Here is a 17,982-nt window from a genome sequence, read left to right as displayed (position 1 = left end):
GATGACGCGGGCCTGCTGTGGGCAAGGCACCGCGTCGAGGTTTTCGGCAGTTAGTGCAGAGCGGCCTCTGCGGCCTGGATCGCCGCGAATTCCTCTTCCGGCGTGCCTGCTACCAAGTGATGCCGGCTGTAGAAAGCAAAGTAAGCAATTAATACTCCATAGATGATCGCCGCGCCAATCACCACACGCGGGTCCACCAGAAAGCCAGCCACCACGGCCACGCAAGCCAGCACCAGCGCCACGCCCGAAGTGAAGATGCCACCCGGCGTGCGGTATGGCCGCTCCATTTTAGGGCGACGGATGCGCAGGGTGATGTGGGCGGCCATCATCAATACGTAGGAAATGGTGGCGCCAAACACCGCCACCAGGATCAGCAAGTCACCCTGGCCGGTCAGCGACAGGCCAAAGCCGATAATCCCGGGGATCACCAGTGCCAATACTGGCGCCTTGCTCTTGTTGGTCTCGGACAATTTGCGCGGCAGGTAACCGGCACGGGACAAGGCAAAGATCTGCCGCGAATAGGCGTAGATAATCGAGAAAAAGCTCGCGATCAAACCGGCCAGGCCGACCAGGTTGACGAAGCTCCCCATCCAGGTGGAACCGCCGTATGACAACGCCAAGGCTTCAACCAGCGGGTTGCCGGATTTGATCAGCGCGTACGTCCCCGCACCGCCCGGCGCGATCACCAGGATCAACAGGGCAAAACTGGTCAGCACCACAATCGCGCCGATCAGCCCGCGCGGCAGGTCGCGCTTGGGGTTCTTGGTTTCTTCAGCGGCCAGCGGCACGCCTTCTACCGCCAGGAAAAACCAGATGGCATAAGGGATCGCGGCCCACACGCCGACGTAGCCGAACGGCAGGAAGCTGCTGGCGCCCTTGGCCTCGGTCACGGGTATATCCAGCAGGTTGGCGACGTTGAAGTGCGGCACCATCGACACCAGGAACACGCCCAGGGCAATCGCGGCGATAGCGGTGATCACGAACATCAGCTTCAAGGCTTCGCCCACACCAAAGATGTGGATGCCGATAAAGATGATGTAGAACGCCAGGTAGATCATCCAGCCGCCAATGCCGAACAACGACTCGCAATAGGCGCCGATAAACACCGCGATGGCGGCGGGGGCGATGGCGTATTCGATAAGGATGGCAGTACCGGTGAGGAACCCGCCCCAAGGGCCGAAGGCGCTGCGGGCAAAACCGTAGCCACCGCCAGCAGTGGGGATCATGGACGACAACTCGGCCAGGGAAAAGCACATGCACAGGTACATGGTGGCCATCAGCAAGGTGGCGAGGAACATGCCACCCCAGCCGCCCTGGGCCAGGCCGAAGTTCCAGCCGGCGTAATCGCCGGAAATAACATAAGCGACGCCAAGGCCAACCAGTAGTACCCAGCCGGCGGCGCCTTTTTTCAGTTCGCGTTGTTGAAAATAATCGGTGCCGACTTTTTCGAAGTCGACAGAAGAACCAGTGGGTTCGCTAGGCATGGGAAGTACCTTTGATTGTTATTGTTTTTAACTCGGCATCTGTGTGCCGAACGAGGTAGCAATTACTGGCGAAGTTCAAGTGTAGGAGCGGGCAAGCCAGCTCCCACACTTGATTGCATTTCAAGTTGGGAGCGGGTTGCTTGTTAAGAGGCTAAGTTAGAAAAAGCCCAACGGATTAATGTCGTAGCTCACCAGCAAGTTCTTGGTCTGCTGGTAGTGATCCAACATCATCTTGTGGGTTTCACGGCCCACGCCAGACTTCTTGTAACCACCAAACGCGGCATGCGCCGGGTACAGGTGGTAGCAGTTGGTCCACACGCGGCCGGCTTTGATCGCCCGGCCCATGCGGTAGGCGCGGTTGATGTCGCGGGTCCACAGGCCGGCGCCCAGGCCGAACTCGGTGTCGTTGGCAATCGCCAGGGCTTCGGCTTCATCCTTGAAAGTGGTGATGCTCACCACCGGGCCGAAGATTTCTTCCTGGAACACGCGCATGTCGTTGGTGCCCTTGAGCAGGGTCGGCTGGATGTAATAGCCGGTGGCCAGGTCGCCCGTGAGCTTCTCGACCTTGCCGCCGGTGAGCAATTGCGCGCCTTCGCCCTTGGCGATTTCCAGGTAGGACAGGATCTTGTCGAACTGCTGCTCGGACGCTTGGGCGCCGACCATGGTGTCGGTGTCCAGCGGGTCACCACGCTTGATCGACTCGACCTTCTTCATCACCACTTTCATGAAGTCGTCGTAGATCGACTCTTCCACCAGAGCGCGGGAAGGGCAGGTGCACACTTCGCCCTGGTTGAAGAACGCCAGCACCAGGCCTTCGGCGGCTTTTTCGATAAATGCAGGTTCCGCTTTCATGATGTCGGCGAAGAAGATGTTCGGCGACTTGCCGCCCAGCTCGACCGTGGACGGAATGATGTTCTCGGCCGCGGCATGCATGATGTGCGAGCCCACAGGCGTTGAACCGGTAAAGGCGATCTTGGCGATGCGCTTGCTGGTGGCAAGGGCTTCGCCAGCTTCCTTGCCGAAACCGTGCACCACGTTCAGCACGCCCGGTGGCAGCAAGTCGCCGATCAGCTCCATCAGCACGCTGATGCCCAGCGGCGTTTGCTCGGCTGGCTTGAGCACCACGCAGTTACCGGCGGCCAGGGCCGGTGCGAGTTTCCACGCGGCCATCAGCAGTGGGAAGTTCCACGGGATGATCTGACCAACCACACCCAGCGGTTCGTGGAAGTGGTAGGCGGCGGTGAGTTCGTTGATTTCCGCGCTGCTGCCTTCCTGGGCGCGGATGCAGCCAGCGAAGTAGCGGAAGTGGTCGGCGGCCAGAGGAATGTCGGCGTTGAGGGTTTCGCGCACGGCCTTGCCGTTGTCCCAGGTTTCGGTGATGGCCAGCAGTTCGAGGTTTTGCTCGATGCGGTCGGCGATTTTCAGCAGTACCAGCGAGCGGTCCTGGGCGCTGGTTTTGCCCCAGGCGTCCGCGGCTGCGTGGGCGGCGTCCAGTGCTTTGTCGATGTCTTTGGCGGTAGAGCGCGGGAAGTCGGCGATGGGCTTGCCGTTGACCGGCGAGGTGTTGGAGAAGTAGTTGCCATCGACCGGCGCCACGAATTCGCCGCCGATGTAGTTGCCGTATTTGGCCTTGAACGAAACGATGGCGCCTTCGGTACCGGGGTGTGCATAACGCATGGTGGGCATCTCCTGCTTTTATGTTTATCGGAGTACAGCGCTGCGAGCGCGTTATAAAGCGTAGAGCAAAGGTCGGGCCATCGCCGTGCGGGCCAGCAGAATCAAGAGGTTGGGCTTTGTTGCAAGGCTTTGCCGTGACGGGAGTGATACAGGTAAGGTGACAGTTTGTGCCATAAACGATACAGCCTGTGACCGGTGGGTCGGGCCGGGATTGCAATGGCCGGATGGCTGGGGGATGCTGGGCGTTCTCACGCAGGGAGAATAATAAGAACATGCATAACGATCATTTCAGTCGCCATGCCCAGCAAGTCTTGACCGTCACCCGTGGCCAAGAGCTTTCCCAGGGGCCTGGCAGCGACCCGTCCATCGCCCGTTCCTGGCTGCGCTGCGTGGAGGATTACCACCTCGACCCGGCGCTGACCATCGCGCCCACCGTGCTCGAGCACGGGCGCTTGCTGGAAAGTCGCGAGCGCCTGCGCCAAGTGCTGCACATCGCCGGCAGCGAAATGAACAGCCTGCACCAGCAACTCTCCGGCGCCGGTCATGCGGTGCTGCTCACCGATGCGCGTGGGGTGATCCTCAACTGTGTCACCGCGCCGTCCGAGCGCAAGATATTCGAGCGCGCCGGCTTATGGCTGGGCGCTGACTGGAGCGAAGCCTGCGAAGGCACCAACGGCATCGGCACCTGCCTGGTGGAGCGGCAGTCGTTGACGATCCACCGTGACGAGCATTTTCGCGGCCGTCATACCGGGCTGACCTGTTCGGCCAGCCCGGTGTTCGACCCTCATGGTGAATTGCTGGCGGTGCTGGATGTGTCCTCGGCCCGCGAAGCCGTGTCGCGCCAGAGCCAGTTCCACACCATGGCGCTGGTGAACCTGTCGGCCAAGATGATCGAAAGTTGCTATTTCCTGCGCCACTTCGAACACCACTGGCTGTTGCGTTTCCACCTGCAGGCCGAGTCGGTCGGGTTGTTCAGCGAAGGCTTGCTGGCGTTTGATGGCGAAGGGCGCATTTGTGCGGTCAACCAGAGCGCTCTGAACCTGTTGGGGCAGCTACGCGGCGGCTTGGTGGGCCAGCCGGTGGAGGCATTTTTCGACTGCTCCCTGGATCAGTTACTGGGGCGGGCCAGCGCGAATGCCACGGCCAGTTGGCCGCTGCGCACCCGCGATGGCCGGCCTTTGTTTGCAGCGCTGCGAGGCCAGCTGCGCAGTGTGCCTGTACCCATCATCAAGCCGCAGGCGCCACGGCCTTTGGGTATCTGCGTGGGCGACCCGGCGTTGCAAAATGAGCTACGCAAGGCCTCGCGAGTGTTCGAGCGCGACGTGCCCTTGCTGATCAACGGCGAAACCGGCTGCGGTAAAGAAGCCTTCGCCAAGGCTGTGCACCAGGGCAGCCAGCGGGGCGATAAGGCCTTTGTTGCGCTGAACTGTGCGGCGATTCCAGAAAACCTGATCGAGAGCGAACTGTTTGGCTATCGCGCCGGCAGTTTCACCGGCGCCCTTAAAGAAGGCATGCGCGGCAAACTGCAACAGGCCGACGGCGGCACGTTGTTTCTCGACGAAATCGGCGATATGCCCCTGGCGTTGCAAACCCGCCTGTTACGGGTGCTGGAGGATCGCCTGGTGGTGCCTATCGGCGGCGAACCTCAAGCGGTGAACGTGCGCATCATCAGCGCCACGCACCGTAATTTGCTGGAGCGCGTGGCCGATGGCAGCTTTCGCGAAGACCTGTATTACCGCTTGAACGGCTTGGAAGTGGTCCTGCCGCCGTTGCGCGAACGCAGTGACAAGTCGCAACTGTTGGACTTCCTCCTGGCCCAGGAAGCGGGCACCGAGCAGGTGATGCTGGACGAGCCTGCGCGCCAGGCTCTGTTGGCATTCCACTGGCCCGGCAACCTGCGGCAGTTGCGTACGGTGTTGCGCACGGTAGTGGCGCTCTGTGAGGGCGGGCGAGTCGGTCTTGAAGACTTGCCGGCACTGATTCGCCAAGCGCAGCCGCAAGGGGCGAGGGTGGATGCGCCATGCGTCTCGCCGCTGGAGAACGCCGAGCGCCAGGCATTGCTCAACGCGTTGGCGCAGCAGCGCTGGCATATGAGCCATGTGGCTGAACAGTTGGGGGTCAGTCGCAATACGCTGTACCGCAAGTTACGCAAACATGGCGTTTCACGGGACGCCATGCAGTAAGGGGCGCTGTCGGAGTAACCTGGTTATTGCGAACTGCTCGTTTTTTGTCTCACGCGCTACCTTGAAAGACGCTGAGCTTAAAAACGCCGGCAGCGCGGTTCAAGGCCTCCCTTGTGCCGGATCCTACCGGCGAGCGTTTCGTGCTCAGCTAAAGCGTGCGAACTTTCCCACCCTACGCTAACCTGCCTCGATGTTTACGAGGTCGACTATGCACATTCATATTCTGGGTATCTGCGGTACGTTCATGGGTTCGATGGCGGTTCTGGCCAAAGAGCTGGGCCATCACGTAACAGGCTCCGATGCCAATGTTTATCCACCCATGAGCACGCAGCTACAGGCGCAAGGGATTGAGCTGACCCAAGGTTACGACCCTTCGCAATTCGACCCGGTGCCGGACCTGGTCGTCATCGGCAACGCCATGTCTCGCGGCAACCCGGCGGTGGAATACGTACTGAACAAAGGCTTGCCTTACGTCTCCGGCCCCCAGTGGCTGGCGGACCATGTGCTGCAGGGCCGTTGGGTCCTGGCAGTGGCGGGCACTCACGGCAAGACCACCACCAGCAGCATGCTCGCCTGGGTGCTGGAGCATGCAGGCATGAGCCCGGGTTTCCTGATTGGCGGTGTGCCGCAGAACTTCTCGGTATCGGCGCGCCTTGGGGAGACGCCGTTTTTTGTGATTGAGGCCGATGAATACGACAGCGCCTTTTTCGACAAGCGCTCCAAGTTCGTCCATTACCGCCCACGCACAGCGATCCTGAATAACCTTGAGTTCGATCACGCGGATATCTTCCCCGATCTGCCGGCGATTGAGCGCCAGTTCCACCACTTGGTGCGCACTATCCCAAGTGAGGGCCTTGTCATTCATCCCACCACCGAGCCTGCGTTGCAGCGTGTGATCGACATGGGCTGCTGGACCCCGGTGCAAACTACCGGCGCGGACGGGCAGTGGCAGGCGAGGTTGCTCAGCGAAGACGGTTCGCGGTTTGAAGTGCTGTTCGAAGGCCAGCCCCAAGGCATCGTCGATTGGGGCATGACCGGCCAACACAACGTGGCCAACGCTTTGGTGAGCCTGGCTGCCGCTCGGCATGTTGGCGTGGTACCAGCCATGGGCATTGCCGCCTTGAGCGCGTTCAAGAGTGTGAAGCGGCGCATGGAGAAAGTCGCTGAAGTAAATGGAATTACCATCTACGACGACTTTGCCCACCACCCGACCGCAATTGCCACAACCCTGGATGGCCTGCGCAAGCGCGTCGGCGATGCGCAAATTATTGCCATCGTCGAGCCGCGCTCCAACTCCATGAAGCTGGGCGCGCACCGTGATGGCCTGCCCGAGAGCGTCAACGATGCCGACCAGGTGGTGTGGTATGCGCCGGCCAACCTCGGCTGGGATTTGCCCGCGATTGCTGCGCTATGCACCGTGCCCTCCACAGTCTGCGATTCGTTGGAAGGCATCATTGAGCATGTGAAATCCTTGGCCCAGCCCGGCACCCACGTGGTGGTCATGAGCAACGGTGGCTTTGGCGGCCTGCACGGCAAGCTGGCCGAGGCACTGAAATGAGCGGGCCGGAACGCATCACACTGGCGATGACCGGCGCATCCGGTGCGCCCTACGGCTTGCGCCTGCTCGACTGCCTGGTGCGTGAAGACCGTGAGGTGCATTTTCTGATCTCCAAGGCGGCGCAATTGGTGCTGGCGACTGAGACCGATGTCGCGCTGCCTTCCAAGGTGCAGATGATGCAGGCATTCCTCACCGAGTACACCGGCGCAGCGGCGGGGCAGATCAAGGTTTACGGCAAAGAGGACTGGATGTCGCCGGTAGCCTCAGGCTCCGGTGCGCCAGCGGCGATGGTGGTGGTGCCGTGTTCCACCGGCACCTTGTCGGCGATTGCCACAGGCGCCTGCAACAACCTGATCGAAAGGGCGGCGGATGTGACCTTGAAGGAGCGCCGCCAGTTGATCCTGGTGCCGCGCGAAGCGCCGTATTCGAGCATTCACCTGGAGCACATGCTCAAGTTGTCGAACATGGGCGTGACCATCCTGCCCGCGTCGCCTGGTTTCTATCACCAGCCACAGACCATCGATGACCTGGTGGACTTTGTGGTGGCGCGCATTCTCAACCTGTTGAACATTCCCCAGGACATGCTGCCGCGTTGGGGCGAGCACCATCTGGGCGGCGATGAATAAAGCACTGCTGCTGTTGATGGCGCTGCAACTCACCGGCTGTGCCACAGCGCGTACTCTGGATGCCGCGCAACCGGGCGCCCCGGTGGTGTATGCCGGCACACGCCTGGATCTGTACGCGATCAATGGCGGCTGCTGCGCCAAGGACCGCTTTGGTGCCGAGGCCCCGAGCTATCCCCATCTCGACCTGCCCGCCAGCGCGTTGCTCGATACCTTATTGTTGCCACTGTCGGTGTTGACGGTGCTGGGTGTGGGCTTCAACGCCACGGGCGGGCTGTAGATAGGATGTGGATCGTTCCCACGCGCGTTGGATTGGATCGTTCCCACGCTCCGCGTGGGAATGCAGTCGGGGACGCTCCGCGTCCCAAGCATGACGCAGAGCGTCATAACCGGCGCTCCCACGCAGAGCGTGGGAGCGATCAGTACAAGCGCTGCACCATTACTTACCGAGCTTGCGCAACTCGTCCGATTCCACCACCCGCACGCCATCCTGTTCTTCCAGCGCCAGGCGCCACATGGCGCGGGCCAGTTCGCAGACTTCAATACCGTGGTACTTACCGGGAATCAGCCGTGACAGCGGCCCGGCCAACTGCTCGGCCAGGCGCGGTTCCAACCGCTCCCCCAGCAGCAGCGATGGACGTACGATGGTCAACTGCGGCCAGTCTTGCGCTCTCAGCGCCAGTTCCATTTCCCCCTTGACCCGGTTGTAGAACACCGAGGATTTCGGGTCGGCGCCAATCGCACTGATCACGATCAGATGCCGCGCGCCCAGTTCCCGTGCGCGCTTGGCGAAGGCCACCACCATGTCCAGGTCGACCGCACGGAACGCCGCTTCCGAGCCGGCCTTTTTGATCGTGGTGCCCAGGCAGCAGAAGGCAATATCCACGCGGCCGCTCAGTTGCGGCAGGAACACCGCCGGGTCGCCCACCGGGTTTTCCAGGCGTGGATGTTCAGCCAATGGTTTGCGGCTGGGTGCCAGCACGCGGGTCACGGTGGGTTCGTTGAGCAGGCGGTCGAGCAGGTGTTCGCCAGTGAGGCCGGAAGCCCCGGCCAGCAAGATATGCTGCGGTGTCAGGTACATGGTGTTTCCCCCTTGTTACACGTTACAGCTTAGTTGCCTTTGGCTTCCTTGCTATTCATTGAGACGCTTTCGAGCGCCTTTCGTGCCTGCTGTTTACGTAATAATTGCCAATGGGCGATCACGCCTTTAGGGGCCCAGATCTGCGGTTCGGAGGCTTCGAAGTTGTCCGCCTGTTCGCGTTCGGCCACGTGCAGTTGCGCCAGTTTGAAGGCGTGTTGCAAATCATCCGTCTGGTTGAAAGCTTGTGCGAAAAGGGCATCACCGAAGTAGGTGAAGTCTGCTTCTTCCGAGCAGCCGAATGACACGCGGTCTGCACGGGAGGCGGTCATGATCAGGGTGCGCTCATCTTTGAGCGCCGGTATGAAACCGCCGGAGTAACACGCGGAGATCACGATGACCTTGTCGCGGTTTTTCAGCGGTGCGAGCACGGCGGCCAGCTCGTCGGCGGGCAGGTCGGCCAGTTCCATGCGCGGTTGGTCGAGCACCAGCTCATGCTCATGGGTGCCATGGCTGGTCAAGTAAATGAACACCAGGTCTTCCGGCCCGGTCCGTTCGGCCAGGGTTTGCACCGAGCGGCGCAGGCTTTCACGGGTGGCCAGGGGGCGGTCGGCGATATGGTCGCGGTGGTTGACCAGGCGCACCTGCCCGCGCGCGCCGAAGCGGGTGGCGAGCAGGTTGCTGACGTAATCGGCCTCGCGCAGGAACACGCTTTGTTTGCCGTCGCCCGCCAGCACCAACGTGTATAGCTCGACGGCCGGAGTGGACGCGGGCACTGTCGCCAGGGCGTCATCGAGCAAGCGGCCTTGAGCCAGTATGCCGGTCTCCAGAGGGTCGGGCAGCAGCTTGCCCTCGGCGTCGCGCACGCGCAGGCCGTTGACCCAGGTGCCGGACTGCACGGTGCCGTCGGTGAGTACCAGGGTGCCACGGCCTTGATAGTTGTCGCTGTCGAAGCCACCGATATAGAAACTGCCATCGGTGAGGTTCAGGCGCCCTTCGCCGGTAAAGCGCCAGTCACTGAACTGGCCGACATAGTGGCTGCCATCGACCCCGATCAATTCGCCTTTGCCGGTCAGCGCGCCTTCCTTGAACTGGCCGATCCACACATCACCGTCGGCGTTCTCGTAGCGGCCTTTACCGTTGAGCTGGTTCTGCTTGAATTGACCGACATAGATATCCCCCTCGGCGCTATTAAAGGTGCCATTGCCTTCCAGTTGGCCATCGACAAAGCGGCCGCTGAACTGGTTGCCGCTGTCGTCATTGCGCTGGCCTTCGCCATTGGGCTTGCCGTGGGCGAACTGGCCCTGGTACTGGCTGCCGTCGGCCAGTTCCAGGCGGCCGAGGCCTGAGTACTGGTCGTCCTGAAATTCGCCGCGATAAGTCATCTGCCCCTCTTTGAGGGTGCCTTCGCCGTTGCGTCGGCCGTTCTTGAAACCGCCCACGTAGCTGCTGCCCGAGGTGGTCAGGCTGCCCTGGCCATCAAACAGGCCCTGCTTGAATTCGCCTTTATAGACTTCGCCATTGCTGCCATGCCATTCGCCCTGGCCGTGCCACTGGCCTTTGTCAAACTGGCCGGCGTACCAACTGCCATTGGGGTAGTCCACACGGCCTTGGCCTTGCAGCAAACCGTTGACCACATCGCCACGGTAGCGGCCGCCATCGGGCAAGCGCGCATCGGGCGGCAACAGCGATTCGCCGTCTCCGCAAGCGGTGAGCAACAGGGCAAGGGCAAGGGGAGCGAGTGGGCGCATAGCGGGATCCGGATAATTGAGCGCCGAGTATGCCGTAGCCGGGGTGCCGAACCTAGTGGTCTATGCGCAGGATCCATCACCTGTAGGAGCGGGCTTGCCCGCGAAAACTCACAGGCGCCGCATTTGTTCAGCAAGCACGCGTTATCGCTGACGACCTTCGCGAGCAAGCTCGCTCCTACAGTGGGGGTGTGGCGATCATACGAAGCAGAGTGACAGCGACTCGGCAATATAGGCCGGCTTCTCCTGACCTTCGATTTCCAGGGTGGCGGTGGCCTTGAACAGCCATTGGCCCGGTTTTTTCTCGGTGACGTCAGTGAGGGTGACGTTCAGCCGCACCTTGGAGTTTACTTTCACCGGCTGGATAAAGCGCACGCTGTCCAGGCCGTAGTTGACGGCCATCTTCAAGCCTTCGGGCATGATCAGGATGTCTTCCATCAGCTTGGGCATCAGCGACAGTGACAGGAACCCGTGGGCGATGGTGCTGCCGAACGGGGTTTGCGCCGCCTTGACCGGGTCGACGTGGATGAACTGATGATCGCCGGTGGCTTCCGCGAACAGGTTGATACGCGCCTGGTCGATGGTGAGCCATTCGGAACGTCCCAGTTCCTTGCCGACGTAATCTTTGAGCTGCGCTACGGGTACATAGGGCATTGCGTCTCTCCTTGGTTCATCACTTATGTGCCCGTTGATAAGGGGCGTTTTTATGGGTTACAGAGAACCAATGTAGATCATCATGGGCAATCAGCCTGGTCAACCCAACATGCTTTTGGCGAATGCCGGAGCATAGGGCGGGCATGCTTATAATGCGCGCGAGTTTTGAGGGGGAGAGCGGGATGCTGTTACGTGGCCTGACCTGGCTGGTGCTGTTTCAACTGATCGGCACGGCGATCAATCATTTACTGGTGCCGGTACTGCCGGGGCCGATCATCGGCTTGTTGCTGATGCTGGGCTTTCTGGTCTGGCGCGGTGAAGTCGGCGAGCCCCTGAGCCTGGCTGCCGGCAGCCTGTTGCGTTACCTGCCACTGCTGCTGGTGCCGCCGGCCGTGGGAGTGATGGTGTATGCCAAGGACATCGTGGCGGATTTCTGGGCCATCGTCGGGGCGTTGGTGGTGTCGCTGGTGATCGCCATGGGCTTTGTCGGTGTGCTGATGCAGCAGATGGTCAAGCGCAAGGAGAAGGACCAATGATCCTCGACTGGCAGGGCGCCTGGACGGCGGTCATTCATCACCCGCTGTTCGGTATCGGTATCACCCTGGGCGCCTATCAACTGGTGCTGGCGGGGTTCGAGAAAACCCGCTGGATCTTCCTGCAGCCGGTGCTGGTGTCGATGCTGCTGGTGATCGGCGTGCTGCTCACCTGCGGGCTGAGCTACGCCGAATACCGCAAGAGCACCGAGATCATGGGCATCCTGCTGGGGCCTGCCACAGTGGCCCTGGCGGTGCCGCTTTATCTGAACCTGCGACGGATTCGCCAATTGTTCTGGCCGATATTTACTACGCTGGTGGTAGGCGGGGTATTGGCCACCGGCCTTTGTGTGGCGTTGGGATGGTGGTTCGGGGCCGAGCACAGGGTGCTGATGACCATGGCGCCCAAGTCGGTCACCTCGCCGATTGCCATGCTGGTGGCCGAGCAGATCGGCGGCGTGGCGGCCTTGGCGGCGGTGTTCGTGTTGATCACTGGGGTGGTCGGCGCGATGATCGGTCCAGCGCTCTTGTCGCGCCTGGGTGTACGCAGCCCCGAAGCGCGGGGCATGGCCCTGGGCATGACCGCCCACGCCGTCGGCACTTCAGTAGCCCTGCAGGAAAGCGAAGAATGCGGCGCCTTCGCGGCGCTGGCCATGAGTTTGATGGGCGTGGCCACGGCGGTGTTCCTGCCGTTGGCGGTGTCGGTCATTGTTTAACCCAGGTTTTAAGGAAGCCGTTATGAGTCTGGCGCTATTCCCCCTCAACACTGTGCTGTTCCCGGGCTGCACCCTCGACTTGCAGATATTTGAGGCGCGCTACCTGGACATGATCGGCCGTTGCATGAAAAAGGGCGAAGGCTTTGGCGTGGTGTGCATCCTTGAAGGCTCGGAAGTGGGCACGGCCCCTGACGGTTATGCGCTTGTCGGTTGTGAGGCGCTGATTCGTGACTTCAAACAGCAGGACAACGGCCTGCTGGGCATTCGCGTCGAAGGTGGCCGTCGTTTCCGCGTGCGTGAGGCCGGCGTGCAGAAAGACCAGTTGCTGGTGGCCGATGTGCAATGGCTGCAAGAATTGCCGGACCAGCCGCTGGGCGAAGAGGACGCGGACTTGCTGGCGTTGCTTGAGGCCTTGGCCGAACACCCGATGGTTGCCTCGCTGGACATGGGCGGCCAGGCCGAAGGCCAGCAAGCCCTGAGCAATCAGTTGGCCTATCTGCTTCCATTTAGCGAGGCCGACAAGATTGACTTGCTGCAACTGGACGACCCAGGGCAACGCCTGGATGCGATCCAACTGTTGCTCGATGAATTGCAGGGCGAGCTGTTCACCTGAGATTCGGATTTGCCTGACAGAGCTTTCAGACTTTGCTCGGTCGCCTCCACTGCGCCGCCTGCACTATTTTCCGATCGCACAACAATGATCGGAGATAACCATGATTCGGCTGACCCCCTCGGAACAAGTCGCGTGGGACGCTTATTTTGTCAGCGTGACCACGCAATTACTCCAGCAGGAAGCCACGCGTGGCGCGGAGTACATCACCGAGCGCGCCGCCGAAATGGCCGATGAGATGCTGCTGGAGCGCCGCGAGCGTTACGCTGAACGGCGCAGCGCCTCCGTGGACTGGATCGGCCCGGCCAAGGGTCAATAGGCGTACCTGAGCAGTGCGTGGGGCGTACCGGTAAAGGCGATGAAACCGAGCACGGCCACCACGGCGGGCAGCACCAGCCACCAGGCTTTTTGCGACATGGCTGGCAATGGGCTGCGGTGCTCGATTGCCGTCAGGCTGAACGCACATACGGTCATTGCCAGCAAGGTGCCGGCCAGGATGTCCGTGGGCCAATGGGCGCCCAGGTACACCCGCGACAAGGCAATGAACGCCGCGGGAATGCAGCCCAGCAGCATCCAGGTCAGGCGCAGCCGCGTAGGTTGGCCGCGACCGGCCAATACCGCGAGCGCCAGGAAGAAGGCAAAGGCCCCGGAGGCATGGCCGCTGGGCATGCTGAAGCTGGTCAGCGGGTCCGTTAGGATTTCCGGGCGGCCACGGGCGAAAAACAGCTTGGTGCCGGTGTTAATCACTGCCGCGCCAGCGAGGGTGGCGCCGACAAATACAGCGTGGCGCCACTGCCGTGCCAACAGCAACAGGCCAGTGAACACGGCGCTGGCGAAAAACATCTTCTTGAACTCACCCAGTTGGGTGACCCGCACCATCACCTCGTCCAGCCACGGGCTGCGATGTTCCTGCACCAGTGCGCTCAGGCCCTGGTCGAAGTCATTGAGATGGGGGTAGCCGATAAACAGCGCGATCAACAACACTAGGCTGGCGCAACCAATCCACAAGGTGGTGCGCCGATGCCCGCGCCAACTGCTGTTCAAACTCATCCCCAGCAGTACCGCCAGGCACGCCGCGATAATCGCCGCTTCCGGCCAGAAGCCTTCCGGCAAGGGCAGACGGAACGCGGCGCCGGCAGCCCAGCCCGGCAGCAGATAGGCCACGGTCCAACCCGCTGCGGCAATGATGCTCACAGCGGCAAAGCGCGGGAAGGGCATGTCGCACATGCCGGCGACCATGGGCAGCATGGGACGCAATGGGCCGATGAAGCGCCCGACCAACAAGCTGGCGATTCCGTACTTGTGGAAGTAGGTTTCTGCGCCGTTCATCCATTCAGGATGCTGGCGCAGGCCGGGCAGGCGCCGGATGTTCTGATGGAAATGGCGGCCCAGGTAATAGGAAACGCCGTCGCCCAATAAGCCGCCGAGGAAGCCCAGCAGCAGGGTTTCACTCAAAGGCAGCGCACCGCTGCCAGCCAACGCGGCGATTGCAAACAGCAATACCGTGCCTGGCACGATCAACCCGGCAATCGCCAGGCATTCCACACACGCGACAATAAACACCGCCGCTGCCAGCCATTGTGGGTTGAGGGTCAACCAGCCGGTGATGCTATCGAGCCATTGGCCCATACAATCCACTCCATGCATACAAAACAGAATTTGAGACGGTGAAATTCAACTGTGGGAGCTGGCTTGCCGGCGATGGCTGCGGCATGGCCAGCATTGAAGTTGCCTGACACACCGCTATCGCAGGCAAGCCAGCTCCCACATGGGATGTGTCGCGCGTTAAATCAAAAAATAATCCCGGCCTTCGACCTGCCCCCGACGCAGCGGGTTCCGCGTGCAATAAGGCGCATAGCCAGCATCGACGAAACGGTACATCAAGTGCTCATCGCGCCCGCTGGGAATGCCCAGGCGCGTGGTCTGGATAATCTGCGTGGGCACCTGGCCCACGTCTTCGACATACAGCAGTTCCTGATCGAAGCGCTTGGCATCCCACATTGGCACTTTCAGGCCCAGTGCCTTGCACAGCAGCGTCTGGCCTGCACACAGCTTCTGCGAGGGGCGTGGGCTGCCGTCGGGGTTGGGGTTGTTCAACAGCATCTGCGCCAGGCTCGCCGCACCGGAAATTTCGTCGACCCAGGGATAGGCCGATTTGATCAGCACGGCATTGCCCGGGCCGTGGGCGCTGAAGTTCAACGAATCACCGCCACGGGCGTAGTACATGTAGATATGGCCACCACCCAGAAACAAAGCCTTACGCTTTTCTGTGTAGCCGAGTGAGGCGTGGCTGCCTTTTTCGGCCACGTAATAGGCTTCGGTTTCAATAATTCGCGCCGAAAGCCAGAGATCGCCCACACGATGACGAATGACTTTTCCGAGTAATTCACGCGCAAGCAGTTGGGCATCGCGGTCGAAGAAGCTATCGGGCAGCGGGCTGGCGGGGAGCAGCGGGGCAAAGTCGGGCATGGCGGTCAAGGGTTGATACGGCTAAATGTGACCGAATCATAACAACTCTCACCTTAATTACGGCTGAACCTGGGGTTTTTACAGTTCATTTCGACCATCCGCCCCTCACCGCTGTCAGTCGGGCGGCGTCACAGCTATAATCTGCCGCTTTCCTCTTTGCCAAGACTCCCTGACCATGACTGAGTCCGTTCTTGACTACATGACCCGCCTGGGTCGCGCTGCCCGGCAGGCCTCGCGGTTGATCGCCCGTGCGAGCACCGCGCAGAAGAACCGTGCGCTGCTGGCGGCTGCGGATGCTCTGGATGCTTCGCGCTCCGAGTTGACCGCCGCCAACGAGCTGGACCTGGCCAATGGGCGCGCTAACGGCCTGGAGCCAGCCCTGCTGGACCGCCTGGCGCTGACCCCGGCACGTATCGACGACATGATCGAAGGCCTGCGTCAGGTGGCCAAGCTGCCTGACCCCATCGGTGAAATTCGCGACATGCGCTACCTGCCGTCCGGCATCCAGGTGGGCAAGATGCGCGTGCCCCTGGGCGTGATCGGCATCATCTATGAGTCGCGTCCGAACGTGACCATCGACGCCGCGAGCCTGTGCCTCAAGTCTGGCAACGCCACTATCCTGCGTGGCGGTTCCGAAGCGATCAATTCCAACCGCGCCATCGCCGCCTGCATCCAGCAGGGCCTGGCCGTGGCCGAGTTGCCGGCTGAAGTGGTGCAAGTAGTGGAAACCACCGACCGTGCTGCCGTGGGCGCGCTGATCACCATGCCGGAATTCGTCGACGTGATCGTGCCGCGGGGTGGCAAGAGCCTGATCGAGCGCGTCAGCCGTGATGCCAAGGTGCCAGTTATCAAGCACCTGGACGGCGTCTGCCATGTGTTCATCGACATCGCCGCCGACCTCGACAAGGCGATTCGCATTGCCGACAACGCCAAGACCCACCGCTACGCGCCGTGCAACACCATGGAAACCCTGCTGGTGCACGCTGGCATTGCCGAGCGTGTGCTGCCGCCGCTGGCCGCCATCTACCGTGACAAGTCGGTAGAGCTGCGCGGTTGCGAGCGCACCCGTGCGTTGCTGGGTGCGGACGTCATCGAGGCGACCGAGCAGGACTGGTACACCGAGTACACGGCCCCGATCCTGTCGATCCGCATCGTCGACGATCTGGACCAGGCCATCGAACACATCAATACCTATGGCTCCAAGCACACCGACGCCATCGTTTCCGAGCATTTCAGCGATGCCCGGCGTTTCCTCAACGAAGTGGATTCCGCTTCGGTGATGGTCAACGCCTCGACGCGTTTTGCCGACGGCTTCGAGTACGGCCTGGGGGCTGAGATCGGTATTTCCACCGACAAGCTCCACGCACGCGGCCCGGTGGGCCTCGAAGGGCTGACCAGTGAGAAGTACGTGGTGTTTGGCGACGGTCATGTGCGCACTTGATGACTAAACGCATCGGGCTGCTCGGCGGTACTTTCGACCCCGTGCACATCGGCCATTTGCGCAGTGCCCTCGAAGTTGCGGATGCCCTTGCGCTGGATGAGCTGCGCCTGCTGCCCAATTTCCGGCCGCCCCATCGCGACACGCCGCAGGTGGCCGCCGAGCAACGCCTGGAAATGGTGCGTGTTGCCGTGGAAGGTATATCGCCGCTGGTGGTGGACGATCGCGAACTCAAGCGCGATAAACCGTCCTACACTATCGACACCCTGGAGCTGATGCGCGCCGAATTGGCCGCGGATGACCCACTGTTTCTGCTTTTGGGCTGGGACGCATTTTGCGGCCTGCCCTCTTGGCACCGCTGGGAGGAACTCCTCCAGCATTGCCACATCCTGGTTTTGCAACGCCCGGATGCCGACAGCGAACCGCCGGATGCCTTGCGCAACCTGCTGGCCGCGCGGTCGGTAAGTGACCCCTTGGCCCTGACCGGGCCGAACGGGAATATTGCATTCGTCTGGCAGACCCCGCTTGCGGTGTCCGCCACCCAGATCCGTCAACTGCTGGCCAGCGGGAAGTCGGTACGTTTCCTGGTGCCTGACGCGGTCCTGGCCTACATCGATGCGCACGGGCTTTACCGTGCGTCGAACTGAAAAGGCGCGCTTGAACGCACGAACCGTGCAGCAAGCGCCCGAACATACGAGCAAAACGAGTTTTATATGACGAACAAAGACGTAAGCAAAGTTAAGCGCAAAGGCACCTTCAAAAGCGCGCCGCTGCCGGTTGAAGCCCATGTCGGCCCGGAATTGGCTGGCGAAGAGCTGGTGAAAGTCGCCGTGGCTGCCCTGGAAGACGTTAAAGCCCAGGACATCCAGGTGCTGGACGTGCGCGACAAGCAGAGCATCACCGACTTCATGATCATCGCCACCGGTACCTCCAACCGCCAGATCGGCGCGATGCTGGACAAGGTTCGCGAAGCCGTCAAAGCCCAGGGCGTCAAGCCACTGGGTGAAGAAGGCAAGGGCGACAGCGACTGGGTGCTACTGGACATGGACGATGTGATCGTTCACATGATGACCTCCAATGCTCGCCAGTTCTACGACCTGGAACGTCTGTGGAAAGGCGCCGAGCAGAGCCGTGCCGCCGATGGCAAGCACCACAGCCCGGAAGTGGGCCACGCGCACTTCGACAAGCTCAACAAAGACCAGGAATAAGGA

The 17,982-nt window shown here is 61.4% G+C and carries 18 protein-coding genes; 11 read left to right on the top strand and 7 right to left on the bottom strand.

The features are described 5' to 3' along the window. Positions 1-50 precede the first annotated feature (50 nt). Positions 51-1,484 (bottom strand): ethanolamine permease, encoded by a 1,434-nt coding sequence (gene eat, locus ACP7CZ_RS22800; protein ID WP_054896913.1) that lies wholly within the window; start codon positions 1,482-1,484, stop codon positions 51-53. 156 nt (positions 1,485-1,640) lie between these two features. Beyond that, positions 1,641-3,161: an acetaldehyde dehydrogenase ExaC gene (gene exaC / locus ACP7CZ_RS22795; protein ID WP_005791797.1), complete on the bottom strand. Its 1,521-nt coding sequence runs from the start codon at positions 3,159-3,161 to the stop codon at positions 1,641-1,643. A gap of 272 nt (positions 3,162-3,433) precedes the next feature. Between exaC and ACP7CZ_RS22790 the strand changes: the two genes are divergently transcribed. The 4 genes from ACP7CZ_RS22790 to ACP7CZ_RS22775 all read left to right on the top strand — a co-directional run bounded on the left by ACP7CZ_RS22790 (position 3,434) and on the right by ACP7CZ_RS22775 (position 7,805). After that, on the top strand, positions 3,434-5,344 hold the full coding sequence (locus tag ACP7CZ_RS22790) for a sigma-54-dependent Fis family transcriptional regulator (RefSeq protein WP_294167501.1): 1,911 nt from the start codon (positions 3,434-3,436) through the stop codon (positions 5,342-5,344). A gap of 208 nt (positions 5,345-5,552) precedes the next feature. Further along, positions 5,553-6,902, top strand: coding sequence for a UDP-N-acetylmuramate:L-alanyl-gamma-D-glutamyl-meso-diaminopimelate ligase (mpl, locus tag ACP7CZ_RS22785; protein ID WP_096144078.1), 1,350 nt, complete (start codon positions 5,553-5,555; stop codon positions 6,900-6,902). Continuing rightward, on the top strand, positions 6,899-7,528 hold the full coding sequence (ubiX, locus tag ACP7CZ_RS22780; protein WP_032895136.1) for a flavin prenyltransferase UbiX: 630 nt from the start codon (positions 6,899-6,901) through the stop codon (positions 7,526-7,528). The genes mpl and ubiX overlap by 4 nt, the downstream gene beginning before the upstream one ends. After that, complete coding sequence (locus ACP7CZ_RS22775; protein ID WP_003194502.1) at positions 7,521-7,805, top strand: YceK/YidQ family lipoprotein; 285 nt, start codon at positions 7,521-7,523, stop codon at positions 7,803-7,805. The genes ubiX and ACP7CZ_RS22775 overlap by 8 nt, the downstream gene beginning before the upstream one ends. Before the next feature lie 159 nt (positions 7,806-7,964). Here ACP7CZ_RS22775 and ACP7CZ_RS22770 read toward each other — a convergent pair whose 3' ends face one another. From ACP7CZ_RS22770 to ACP7CZ_RS22760, 3 genes are all read right to left on the bottom strand, one after another. Next, positions 7,965-8,606 (bottom strand): oxidoreductase, encoded by a 642-nt coding sequence (locus tag ACP7CZ_RS22770; RefSeq protein ID WP_014720096.1) that lies wholly within the window; start codon positions 8,604-8,606, stop codon positions 7,965-7,967. Positions 8,607-8,635: 29 nt separating this feature from the next. Beyond that, positions 8,636-10,354, bottom strand: a complete 1,719-nt coding sequence (locus tag ACP7CZ_RS22765) for a C13 family peptidase (RefSeq protein ID WP_019818759.1) — start codon at positions 10,352-10,354, stop codon at positions 8,636-8,638. Positions 10,355-10,549: 195 nt separating this feature from the next. Further along, positions 10,550-11,005: a MaoC family dehydratase gene (locus ACP7CZ_RS22760; protein ID WP_003194496.1), complete on the bottom strand. Its 456-nt coding sequence runs from the start codon at positions 11,003-11,005 to the stop codon at positions 10,550-10,552. 182 nt (positions 11,006-11,187) lie between these two features. On the opposite strand from ACP7CZ_RS22760, the gene ACP7CZ_RS22755 reads away from it, so the two are divergent. From ACP7CZ_RS22755 to ACP7CZ_RS22740, 4 genes are all read left to right on the top strand, one after another. Continuing rightward, entirely contained in the window at positions 11,188-11,541 is a 354-nt protein-coding gene (locus ACP7CZ_RS22755) for a CidA/LrgA family protein (RefSeq protein ID WP_054918124.1), read from the top strand. Then, positions 11,538-12,254, top strand: a complete 717-nt coding sequence (locus ACP7CZ_RS22750; protein WP_034126899.1) for an LrgB family protein — start codon at positions 11,538-11,540, stop codon at positions 12,252-12,254. The genes ACP7CZ_RS22755 and ACP7CZ_RS22750 overlap by 4 nt, the downstream gene beginning before the upstream one ends. 22 nt (positions 12,255-12,276) lie before the next feature. Beyond that, a complete protein-coding gene (locus ACP7CZ_RS22745) occupies positions 12,277-12,867 on the top strand; it encodes an LON peptidase substrate-binding domain-containing protein (protein WP_197900746.1) in 591 nt (196 codons plus the stop codon). A gap of 100 nt (positions 12,868-12,967) precedes the next feature. Then, a complete protein-coding gene (locus tag ACP7CZ_RS22740; RefSeq protein ID WP_034126901.1) occupies positions 12,968-13,183 on the top strand; it encodes a hypothetical protein in 216 nt (71 codons plus the stop codon). Here the strand turns inward: ACP7CZ_RS22740 and ACP7CZ_RS22735 are convergent. After that, on the bottom strand, positions 13,177-14,493 hold the full coding sequence (locus ACP7CZ_RS22735; protein WP_054918122.1) for a bifunctional DedA family/phosphatase PAP2 family protein: 1,317 nt from the start codon (positions 14,491-14,493) through the stop codon (positions 13,177-13,179). The two genes, ACP7CZ_RS22740 and ACP7CZ_RS22735, sit on opposite strands and share 7 nt — an antisense overlap. A 156-nt stretch (positions 14,494-14,649) precedes the next feature. Next, entirely contained in the window at positions 14,650-15,333 is a 684-nt protein-coding gene (locus ACP7CZ_RS22730) for a DNA-3-methyladenine glycosylase (protein WP_294167524.1), read from the bottom strand. 175 nt (positions 15,334-15,508) lie between these two features. On the opposite strand from ACP7CZ_RS22730, the gene ACP7CZ_RS22725 reads away from it, so the two are divergent. The 3 genes from ACP7CZ_RS22725 (at position 15,509) to rsfS (ending at position 17,979) form a co-directional block, all read left to right on the top strand. Beyond that, the gene (locus ACP7CZ_RS22725) at positions 15,509-16,774 is read left to right on the top strand and encodes a glutamate-5-semialdehyde dehydrogenase (protein ID WP_034126904.1); all 1,266 of its coding nucleotides are present in this window, start codon (positions 15,509-15,511) and stop codon (positions 16,772-16,774) included. Further along, complete coding sequence (gene nadD / locus ACP7CZ_RS22720) at positions 16,774-17,418, top strand: nicotinate-nucleotide adenylyltransferase (RefSeq protein ID WP_003194480.1); 645 nt, start codon at positions 16,774-16,776, stop codon at positions 17,416-17,418. The genes ACP7CZ_RS22725 and nadD overlap by 1 nt, the downstream gene beginning before the upstream one ends. 66 nt (positions 17,419-17,484) lie before the next feature. Beyond that, on the top strand, positions 17,485-17,979 hold the full coding sequence (rsfS, locus tag ACP7CZ_RS22715) for a ribosome silencing factor (protein ID WP_003176298.1): 495 nt from the start codon (positions 17,485-17,487) through the stop codon (positions 17,977-17,979). The last annotated feature ends 3 nt before the right edge of the window (positions 17,980-17,982 follow it).

This window comes from Pseudomonas sp. DWP2-2 (assembly GCF_049897065.1).
Taxonomy (GTDB): Bacteria; Pseudomonadota; Gammaproteobacteria; order Pseudomonadales; family Pseudomonadaceae; genus Aquipseudomonas; species Aquipseudomonas paracarnis.
Note: the sequence above shows the minus strand (reverse complement) of the source record. Positions and strands in the feature narration are given on the sequence as shown.

What these genes read in the sequence shown, in the direction of transcription:
- ACP7CZ_RS22730 (WP_294167524.1), bottom strand. Translation starts at nt 15,333, where the DNA reads ATGCCCGACTTTGCCCCGCTGCTCCCCGCCAGCCCGCTGCCCGATAGC.
- ACP7CZ_RS22740 (WP_034126901.1), top strand. Translation starts at nt 12,968, where the DNA reads ATGATTCGGCTGACCCCCTCGGAACAAGTCGCGTGGGACGCTTATTTT.
- ACP7CZ_RS22725 (WP_034126904.1), top strand. Translation starts at nt 15,509, where the DNA reads ATGACTGAGTCCGTTCTTGACTACATGACCCGCCTGGGTCGCGCTGCC.
- ACP7CZ_RS22750 (WP_034126899.1), top strand. Translation starts at nt 11,538, where the DNA reads ATGATCCTCGACTGGCAGGGCGCCTGGACGGCGGTCATTCATCACCCG.
- mpl (WP_096144078.1), top strand. Translation starts at nt 5,553, where the DNA reads ATGCACATTCATATTCTGGGTATCTGCGGTACGTTCATGGGTTCGATG.
- ubiX (WP_032895136.1), top strand. Translation starts at nt 6,899, where the DNA reads ATGAGCGGGCCGGAACGCATCACACTGGCGATGACCGGCGCATCCGGT.
- ACP7CZ_RS22775 (WP_003194502.1), top strand. Translation starts at nt 7,521, where the DNA reads ATGAATAAAGCACTGCTGCTGTTGATGGCGCTGCAACTCACCGGCTGT.
- ACP7CZ_RS22735 (WP_054918122.1), bottom strand. Translation starts at nt 14,493, where the DNA reads ATGGGCCAATGGCTCGATAGCATCACCGGCTGGTTGACCCTCAACCCA.
- nadD (WP_003194480.1), top strand. Translation starts at nt 16,774, where the DNA reads ATGACTAAACGCATCGGGCTGCTCGGCGGTACTTTCGACCCCGTGCAC.
- ACP7CZ_RS22760 (WP_003194496.1), bottom strand. Translation starts at nt 11,005, where the DNA reads ATGCCCTATGTACCCGTAGCGCAGCTCAAAGATTACGTCGGCAAGGAA.
- exaC (WP_005791797.1), bottom strand. Translation starts at nt 3,161, where the DNA reads ATGCGTTATGCACACCCCGGTACCGAAGGCGCCATCGTTTCGTTCAAG.
- eat (WP_054896913.1), bottom strand. Translation starts at nt 1,484, where the DNA reads ATGCCTAGCGAACCCACTGGTTCTTCTGTCGACTTCGAAAAAGTCGGC.
- rsfS (WP_003176298.1), top strand. Translation starts at nt 17,485, where the DNA reads ATGACGAACAAAGACGTAAGCAAAGTTAAGCGCAAAGGCACCTTCAAA.
- ACP7CZ_RS22755 (WP_054918124.1), top strand. Translation starts at nt 11,188, where the DNA reads ATGCTGTTACGTGGCCTGACCTGGCTGGTGCTGTTTCAACTGATCGGC.
- ACP7CZ_RS22745 (WP_197900746.1), top strand. Translation starts at nt 12,277, where the DNA reads ATGAGTCTGGCGCTATTCCCCCTCAACACTGTGCTGTTCCCGGGCTGC.
- ACP7CZ_RS22790 (WP_294167501.1), top strand. Translation starts at nt 3,434, where the DNA reads ATGCATAACGATCATTTCAGTCGCCATGCCCAGCAAGTCTTGACCGTC.
- ACP7CZ_RS22770 (WP_014720096.1), bottom strand. Translation starts at nt 8,606, where the DNA reads ATGTACCTGACACCGCAGCATATCTTGCTGGCCGGGGCTTCCGGCCTC.
- ACP7CZ_RS22765 (WP_019818759.1), bottom strand. Translation starts at nt 10,354, where the DNA reads ATGCGCCCACTCGCTCCCCTTGCCCTTGCCCTGTTGCTCACCGCTTGC.